1 protein-coding gene is annotated in these 572 nt (G+C 54.7%); it reads left to right on the top strand.

Translation table 11 applies throughout. The features are described 5' to 3' along the window. The coding region (locus H5158_RS22755) for an Ig-like domain-containing protein (protein ID WP_182719769.1) at window positions 1-572 on the top strand (572 nt) is incomplete at both ends.

Here is a 572-nt window from a genome sequence, read left to right as displayed (position 1 = left end):
ACCGCCAGCGTCACTGGGATCATTGATACCACCATGCCGGATATCAGTATTAATCCGCCAGCCGACAGTAACGATACCACGCCTACCATCAGTGGCACCGCCAGTGCGCCACAGGGCAGCATAGTTACGCTGGTGTTTAATGATGCCGCGGGTAATTCACACACAGTCACTACGCAAATGACACCATCAGGCACATGGTCAGTGCCGGCGCTGGATGCATTAGCAGAAGGCACTTATACGGTTACTGCAAGTGTATCAGATCAAGCGGGGAACCCAGCCAGTGCGAGTGTGAACGGGTTAGTTGATGTCACCGCGCCGGTTATTAGCGTGAATGCGCTGGCAGATAGCAGTGATGTTACTCCGCTCATCAGTGGCCAAAGCAGTGGGGTGCCAGCGGGTACGCAAGTGAACGTTACAATCATCGCGGCCAATGGCGCAGTACAAAGTGCGACAGCAACAACGGATGGCGCAGGCAATTGGTCCGTGGAGGCCAGTAATGCGATTATCGAAGGCGAGTACACAGTCAATGTCAGTGTGACAGACTCCGCAGGCAATACCGGCACCGATAGCGA

Origin of the sequence: Pseudoalteromonas sp. SR45-6, assembly GCF_014163545.1 — a bacterium.
Taxonomy (GTDB): Bacteria; Pseudomonadota; Gammaproteobacteria; order Enterobacterales; family Alteromonadaceae; genus Pseudoalteromonas; species Pseudoalteromonas rhizosphaerae.
This window is presented reverse-complemented; position numbering and strand designations above follow the sequence as displayed.